Annotated in this window: 7 protein-coding genes; all 7 read right to left on the bottom strand. The window is 55.4% G+C overall.

The genetic code is table 11. The annotated features are described in order from the left end of the window. On the bottom strand, positions 1–979 hold a 979-nt coding region (locus ACFO6X_RS14925; protein WP_382434584.1), incomplete at its 3' end, for an MCP four helix bundle domain-containing protein. Between the two features lie 49 nt (positions 980–1,028). Next, positions 1,029–3,212 carry a chemotaxis protein CheA gene (locus ACFO6X_RS14920; protein WP_382434582.1) on the bottom strand — a complete coding sequence of 728 codons (2,184 nt, stop codon included), beginning with the start codon at positions 3,210–3,212 and terminating at the stop codon, positions 1,029–1,031. Between the two features lie 32 nt (positions 3,213–3,244). Beyond that, positions 3,245–3,547 carry an STAS domain-containing protein gene (locus tag ACFO6X_RS14915; RefSeq protein WP_382434579.1) on the bottom strand — a complete coding sequence of 101 codons (303 nt, stop codon included), beginning with the start codon at positions 3,545–3,547 and terminating at the stop codon, positions 3,245–3,247. Positions 3,548–3,587: 40 nt separating this feature from the next. Next, positions 3,588–3,956, bottom strand: a complete 369-nt coding sequence (locus ACFO6X_RS14910) for a response regulator (protein WP_382434577.1) — start codon at positions 3,954–3,956, stop codon at positions 3,588–3,590. Between the two features lie 8 nt (positions 3,957–3,964). Further along, on the bottom strand, positions 3,965–5,173 hold the full coding sequence (locus ACFO6X_RS14905) for a methyl-accepting chemotaxis protein (RefSeq protein WP_382434575.1): 1,209 nt from the start codon (positions 5,171–5,173) through the stop codon (positions 3,965–3,967). Positions 5,174–5,443: 270 nt separating this feature from the next. Beyond that, on the bottom strand, positions 5,444–6,724 hold the full coding sequence (locus ACFO6X_RS14900; RefSeq protein ID WP_382434573.1) for an EAL and HDOD domain-containing protein: 1,281 nt from the start codon (positions 6,722–6,724) through the stop codon (positions 5,444–5,446). Between the two features lie 64 nt (positions 6,725–6,788). Further along, a complete protein-coding gene (locus ACFO6X_RS14895) occupies positions 6,789–8,027 on the bottom strand; it encodes an EAL and HDOD domain-containing protein (RefSeq protein WP_382434571.1) in 1,239 nt (412 codons plus the stop codon). Positions 8,028–8,045 lie beyond the last annotated feature (18 nt).

Below are 8,045 nucleotides of genomic sequence, written 5' to 3'. Positions count from 1 at the left end.
TGATGGGTTTGGGGGTGTCGCCGATGGCGATCAACTCGACATATTTGGCGGCCACATTGAGCGGGCCAATCACGGCATCGAGCGTGTCATTGACGCCTTGAACGATCTTGCGGAAATCGCCCTGGTGCTTGTTGGCATCGGCACGGGTGGCCAGTTTGCCTTGCACGGCAGCATTGACCAGCAAATTGGCATCGGTGATCATGGCTTGCACTGCACCCTGCATGGTAGCCAGCGATTGAGCCAAGGCACCTATCTCATCTTTTTGGTTCAGGGCCAGCACATTACCAAAGTTGCCTGCTGCCATGTCATTGGCATGGTTCATCAGTTGCTGCGTAGGCGCAGTAATACTGCGGGTGATCATCCAGCCCAACACCGCACTCAGGACGGCCGCCACCACTGCCAAGATGAGCAGCAGGCGTTCTGCATTGGCTGCCAGGGCTTCAGCATCTTTGCCTCGCTGCACAATCAGGGTGCTTTGACCCTCTACCAAACCTCGCACCGCCGCAATATAGTTGGCTTGGCTATTGCGTAATGCGCCAGACAACATGCCCGCAGCTTCTTCGCGTTGGCTTGCTTTGATCAGATCCACATAGCGGTTCATCTCTTTCAGGTAGGCCGCGCGAGCTTCCTTGACCTTTTCTAGACTTGCCTTGCCTGCATCTGTTTCGATCATTTTGTCTAGTTTGGCCAGGCTCTCCGAGATGATCCGACTTTGCTCTGGCAAGCGATCCAATTCTTTTTGGATCTCAGTCTCTTTGAAGATATAAGCATTGCGCAGTACCCGCGCATTGACATTGACAGCATCTACCAGGGCGTTGGCAATGACTGTTTTAGGAAAATCCTCCTGCACCAGAGAGCGAACATCCTCGTTAATCTGGTTAATGCGGGACATGCCAATGCCGACCACAATCGCCAGAAGAGTCAGTGTGGCGGAGAATCCAATAGCCAATCGAATGCCAATTTTTATGTTTCTAAACATAGTGTTCTTTCTTCGGGCCGGAGTGTTATTTCATGGCAAGAGCAGGATTTCAGGCCAACGCAAGGGCTTCACTCTTTTTGAATTCTGTATGGCCTTGGGTGGCTTGCTGTATCAGGGCAGGAACATCCAAAATCAATGCGACCTCACCACTGCCGAGAATGGTGGAACCACTGATGCAACGGGCCTGATTGAACAATTTCCCCAAGGGCTTGATAACCGTCTGAAACTCTCCCAGCAGGGTATCAACCACCAAGCCTGCCTTTTGACCAGAATGTTTGAGTACGACGATGTTCTCGCGCCGCTTGGCTGGAGTGCGAATATCAAACAATTCACGTAAGCGGATAAAGGGCAGAATCTCACCGCGCAGATTGGTGTAGTTGTGCCCCGGTTCGGCGGAAAAAGCGACACATTCTTCGATCATGTCCAGCGGAATAGCAAATACCGAGGTGTCCACTTCTACCAAAAAGCCGTCAATGATGGCTAAAGTCAAAGGTAGGCGAATGGACACAGTGGTGCCTTGGCCTTCTTCACTGTGCAGGCTCACGCTGCCGCGCAAGGCCGCAATATTGCGCTTGACCACGTCCAGGCCTACACCACGTCCCGAAAGGTTGGAGACTTGATCGGCAGTGGAGAACCCCGGTTCAAAAATCAGCGCATAGACTTCGCTGTCCGTGAGGTGATGCCCGGATTCGACCAGCCCCCGCTCGATGGCTTTGCTCAGAATTTTGTCTCGTTTTAGGCCGCCACCGTCATCTTCAACGGTGATGACGATGCTGCCAGAGTCGTGAAAGGCATTCAGCCGCAGCACCCCCTGTGCTGGCTTGCTGCGTGCCAGTCGATCAGCCGCCGATTCAATGCCATGATCCATCGAATTGCGCACCAGGTGCATCAGTGGATCGCCAATTTTTTCGACTACGGTTTTGTCCAGTTCCGTTTCTTCCCCATTGATGACCAGTGCAATGTCTTTGCCTAACTCGCGCGAGACATCATGCACCACCCGTTGGAAGCGGCTGAACGTGGCACCTATTTTGACCATGCGTAGTTGCAGTGCGCTGTCGCGCACCTCTTCCACCAAGCTGGACAGTTTGGATGTGTGTTCTTGCAGTTCGGTGATGTTGGCCCGCTGTGCCACCAGGTTCACGCCCGCACCAACAATAATCAGCTCACCGACCAGATTGATCAATTGATCGAGTTTGTCGGCGTCAATGCGGATGGAGCGGCTCTCTTGGGCATGTAGCTCTTTGAGTTGTGCCTGTTTTTTGGCGGCGGCCTCTACCACCTCCGGGACTACCGCCTGCTGTTGCACCAGCACTTTGCCCAGCAGTGGCGGGGGCGATGGTGCTACCGCTTGGGCGTGCAGTGCCGTATCCAACTCTTGCTGCGTGAGAGCGCCACAATGCACCATCATTTCACCGATGCGTGTGGAGGCTTCGTGGGACTCTTGTTCCAGAATCCGGATGTAGTCGCTGGTGCGGCTGTGTGGCGGCACGATGTGCAACTGACAGTCGTCGCGCACAAACTCGAAGACGTTTTCGATGGCTGCTTTGGAGGCATTGCTGTTGAACTCGATTTCATAACCGAGATAGCAAGACTCCGGATCCATCTTGGAGGCTTCGGGCAGCTTGTCGTGCAGTACCAGCACTTCGCCAATTTGCCCGAGGGTTTCCAAAAAGCGCAGAAATGACAGGGGGTCCATGCCATTGCGCAGCACATCTGCCCCAAAGCGCAGCGAGATGTGCCAATGGTCTTGTGTTGCTATTGCAGGTGGCAGGCGTTGTGCTGTGTGCTCGGTAGCGGCAGCAGAGGCCGGAGCCAGGTTGGAGCTGGCAGGTGTGGCAGGATCACCCAAGTAACTGCGCAACTGCTCCAGCAGGGGGGCTCCCTGTGCGGTCAGGGCGGGGTCGGTCGTATCCTGATCGGCAGCTACGGCATCAATCAGGGTGCCAATGTGGTCACGGCAGGAGAGCAGCAGGGCGATCAAGGGGTCAGAGATCGCAATGCGGCCATCGCGTACCCGGTCTAGTACGCTTTCGGTGACGTGGGTAAATGCCACAACACCATCAAGACCAAACAGCCCAGAAGAACCTTTGATGGTGTGGGCAGCCCGAAAAATGGCATTGATGAGTTCAGACTTTTCCTCCGCCTCCTCCAGTGAGAGCAGGCAGGTTTCCATCTCTTCGAGCAGTTCCCGGCTTTCTACCAGGAAGGTTTGTAGGGCTTGGTCGAGATTCATGACAGACCTTCTTGCAGGGATGGCCCCTGTGATCAGTTGCGTGCTGCGCCTGGTGGGTGTGCGATGACCAGGTCGTCGCCAAAGTAGGCTGCCAAGTTCAGCAGATCAAACACATTGAGCACTGCCGGACTGTGGCCCACCAGACGCAATTGCCCTTCTTGTTGGAGCGCAGTACGTTTGGCCAGCAGCAGCAGTTGCAACCCGGCGGTATCCAGTTCCGTGACCCCAGAGAGATTGACTTCGACGGTGGCATGGGGTTGCAGTGGTTCCAACAGCAACTGTTTGAGTTCCGCCGCGCGGTAGATGGTCATTTCACCATCGATGCGCAAGGACACCGGGAGGGACGTAGCGGTTGTCATGGTGCAACAGCCGGTGTTAGGGCAGACAGAGTTTCTGCACGGCGCCGAGCATTTGTTCCGGCTTGAAGGGCTTGACCACCCAAGCTTTAGCACCAGCGGCCTGGCCCTCGCGTTTCTTGGATTCATCCGACTCGGTGGTGAGCATGATGATGGGGGTGAAACGGTAATTGGGCATTTGTTTGACCGCCTTGACAAAGCTGATGCCATCCATCACGGGCATGTTCACATCGCTGATGATCAGATGCACCTTTTGCCCTGTGAGTTTGTCCACAGCATCCTTGCCATCTTTGGCTTCGATTACCTCGTAGCCGGCACCGCGCAGCGCGATACCTACCACCATGCGGATAGAGGCTGAATCGTCCACAATCATGATTGTTTTTGCCATCTGCCGTCCTAAAAGAAAGTAATGTCATCGTCCGCAGAGGACGTGGTTGTGGGTGAAGCGGTTTTTTCGGCACCAGCTTTGGCGGGGCTGGCTGGGCCAATCCTTTTGTGGTCATGTGCCAGATGCTGGTCTTTCATGACATAGGTTTTACGCATTTCGGCCAAAAATTCTTCGGCATCCAGCGGGGCCATGTCTCCACGACTCAAGCAGTCTTGTTCATGTCGTAGGAAATAGACGGGAATTTGCTGGATGTTCCCCTCCACCTGCACCAGAATCTGACTCACTCGGTCTTGGAACTGCAAATTCACTAAAGCTTCACCAATATCGCCGTGGATAGCCATGCTTTCCTGTTTGAGCAAATCGCTGGATGCCATCAGACCACTGGCAATATTGCGAAAGTTCTCTAGCACGCTCACAATGCGGTCTTGCGAAGCCTGCATGGCTTGGTCTTCTTGATGAACCGATTGTTGTGCTGCGTTGCAAGTGCTGCTGATGGCCTCGCTGATGACCTTGACCATTTCGGCAATGCGTCGGCCAGTTTCTCCAGACTGGTTGGAGAGCATCCGGAACTCTTTGGCTACCACGGCAAAGCCGCGCCCATGCTCTCCAGAGCGGGCCGCCTCAATGGCGGCATTCAGGGCCAGTAGGTTGGTCTGAGAAGCAATCTTGGCTACATCGGTAGCCATGTCTTCCAACTGTTTAGTGAACTGGTTGAGAGACTGCACTTTCTCCAGCATGCCTGCCATGCTGTTCATGGCCGAAGTTTGCGACGTCAGGACTTGTGTCAGTTCTTGTTGGCTCTGGGCCACCACATCTACCAAGTCCAAGCCTTGTCCATCACTGGAGGTGCTGGCTTGACTGGCTGCCGCAACGGTTTTTTCTAACCGTTGCACGATTTCGCTGAAGCGGCTGGTCAGTGCGGTGATGGCCGATTCCATCTGGGTGCGTGAGTTGCTGATATGTCCGGCCCAGACGGGCGTGACCTTCTCGCCAAATTCCCGCTGCCCGGCCAAAAACTTGACCAAATGGGCCTCTAGTTGCTTGTGCTTATTGAGTTGGGCTTGCCAACCCAGAAAAACACCTGCGGCCAACAAAGCCACCGCCAACAGGATGGGCAGCAGTGTGAAGCCGCCCACGGCCATGACTGCCAGACTTCCGGCCAGTCCCAACGTGACGGGCGACCAGAAGGTTGAATTATTCCAGTCGGAGTGAATCAAGAAATGTTCTCCTGTATGGATAATCTGAGAAACACCATTTTTTATCAGTGGTATAAAAATGCCGAGCCATATTCTTGAAACAAAATGTGGCAGGCGCGCGGGAATCCTACCAGTTTTTCGTGTCGCTGAATCGGGTCTGCGTGGACGGCCCCATGCTGTGCTGCACAGCATGGCAGACATCAGAAGACTCAACGCAGCCGTGGTGTGTACGCCAGAGCCTTGCTGGGGGCAGTAGCATCTGGGCGCTCAAGCCACGCCACTGGAAGGGGCTTACATGGTGTCGAGGTTTTCTGCCCAGGTCAGAGCTTGCAAGTGTGCCCAATTGACTTGGCGGTTGGACAGGTGCAGTTCCTCGGCATTGAGGGCAAAGGCCGCCTCATCACCACTCTCGCAGGCTTTGGTGAGGGCCAAAAATGGTGCGAAAGGCCCGGTATTGTGCAATAGTGCATCTACTACGGGTTGGGGCAGGGCCAGCGACTCCAAGGCCTTGTCCATCGGTAGACCGAGCATGGTGTCTAGCAGCGAAAACACCCCGACCACAAAGGCGTTGTCGCATTCTTCGGGGGGCATCAGTTCGGCGGCAAGCAACTCCATCAGTCGGCCTCGTACCACGGCAGTCGTGCCGACCGCAGGGGCCGAGCCACCAGCCCGTGATGTTGTCAAGAGCAAGGCTGCCCAGCGAAACAGCTTGCGCAGACCCAGAATCATGACGGCATGCCGGAAGGACGTGATTTCGCACGACAAACCAAAGCCTGAAGAGTTGATGAAGCGCAACAGGTTAAAAGACAGGGTGGGGTCTTTTTTGAGCAGGTCTTCAATTTCTGCTGTGGTGGCTTGCTTGCGCACCAAATTGATCAACTGAATCACTGTGGCCTGCGATGGCCGGATGGTATGGGCCTTGACCAGTGCAGGTTTGGCAAACCAGTAGCCTTGGAACAGATGCACGCCCAAGCTAGCCATCAGCTGATGCTGCTCTGCGGATTCCACCTTTTCTGCTACCAAACGGGCCGAACTGTGTTCTTGGGCAAAACGCACCAAGGGTTTGGCTTGTTCGGCTGGGAAGGTGGTCATGTCCAGCTTGACAAAAGCTGCCAAGTTCAACCAGCTGAGGTAGTCTGGGGTCAGCACTTGCTCGCTGAAGGCCAAGCGAAAGCCTTGGCGGCGCAGTTGTTCTAAGACGGGGCGACGGCTTTCAATGTCCTCGTGGCTGGCGCCTTGGGGCAGGGCCGGTACTTCCAACACTACCTTTTCGGGGTGAATCAGCTCCAGATGGCCCCCAGAAAGACTTTCGTGGGTGCAGTTGATAAACACCAGTTTTTGCCCGACCAAGGATTCGGTGCCGATGTAAGACAGGGCATTGAACAACAGTGCTGCATCGCTGTCGGCACTGTGGGCATTGGAGGCCGTGGAGCGGTCGAAAAGTTCGTAGCCAAAGACGGCACGGTGCTCGTCCACAATGGCCTGGCGTGCAATCACGGCCAGATTGTCCGCAGAGTTGTCCTCCGGGGTGACAGAAGAGGCTGAGACGGGTAGTTCGGGCGTGCTGGACATGGCTACAAGAAGGTGGGTTTGCTTCGATTCTAGGAGCGATGATGCCATCTTGCCGCGGTGGGGATCAATCAGCAAAGTGGTCAGCCCAAGCCAGGGCTTGCAAATGGGCGCTGTTGATCTGTTGGCTGCTCAGTTGCAACGAGGTGGCAGCATGGTCAAAGGCGTTGTCATCGCCCGATTCACAGGCCTTGGCCAGCGACAAGAGATGGCCCAGCACGCCTGCATTGTGTAGCAGTGCGGCTTCCGTGCTGGGGGGGACACTGACCAAGCTGAGGGCGGTCTCCATGGGCATGCCCAACATGGTATCGAGCAAAGAGAAGATGCCGATCACAAAGGCTTGATCGGTTTCATCTTGTGGCAATTTCTTCTCCAAGGCCAAGAGTTCCATCAGCCTTCCCCGCACCACGGCGGTTTGACCAACGGAGGGAGGGGTGCCTCCTTGGCGTGATGTGGTCAAGAGCAGGGCCGCCCAGCGGAAGAGTTTTTTCAGGCCCATCAGCATCACTGCCTGTCGGAACGAAGTGATCTCGCGGGCCAGGCCGAAGCCCGATGAGTTGATGAGTCGCATCAGGTTGAATGCCAGCCCCGCATCCTTTTTCAGGACTTCTTCGATATCTTCGGTGCTGGCTTGCTTGCGCACCAGATTGATCAACTCCAGAATGCTGCTTTGTGCAGGCGAGACCAGTTTGGCGCGCACCAAGGCGGGCCGGGCAAACCAGTAGCCTTGGAACATCTGTACGCCTTGGGTGGAAACCATGTCGTACTGTTGGGCAGTTTCTACTTTTTCGGCAATCAAATCGGCTTCACTGTGACGCTGGGCGTAGTTGATCAGCACGGCCAGCTGGTCGGGGGCCAGCACCGACAGGTCGAGTTTGATGTAGTCGGCCAGTGGCAACCAAGGCATGTAGGCCGATTGCAGCACCGTATGGTTAAACGCAAGGTGAAAGCCACGGGCACGCAAGGCGGCCAAGGTGGGCAAGCGGGCGGCTACTTCTTCAGAGGCCGCATGGCCCAGTGGTGGGATTTCTAGTACCACCTTTTCTGGGTCTACCAGTTCCAGGTGCCCACCGACCAGGCTTTCGTGGGTGCAATTGACGAAGATCAGTTTCTTTCCGACCAGTTCATCGGTGCCCGCGTGCGAGAGGGCGGTAAATACCAGCGCAACATCAGTGGCAGCCGTATGGGTGGGTTCAGGGCGAGAGCGGTTGAACAGTTCGTAGCCGATGACGATATGTTGGGCATTAACGATGGCCTGACGGGCGATCATGGTGGCGCTGGTCTGATCGGCGGATGTGCTCGACATGGTGTGTATTTTTTCCGG

The organism is Giesbergeria sinuosa (assembly GCF_042652905.1).
In the GTDB taxonomy this organism is placed as follows: Bacteria; Pseudomonadota; Gammaproteobacteria; order Burkholderiales; family Burkholderiaceae_C; genus Simplicispira; species Simplicispira sinuosa.
The sequence above is the reverse complement of the archived record's forward strand: the minus strand, read 5'-3'. Positions and strand labels throughout refer to the sequence as shown.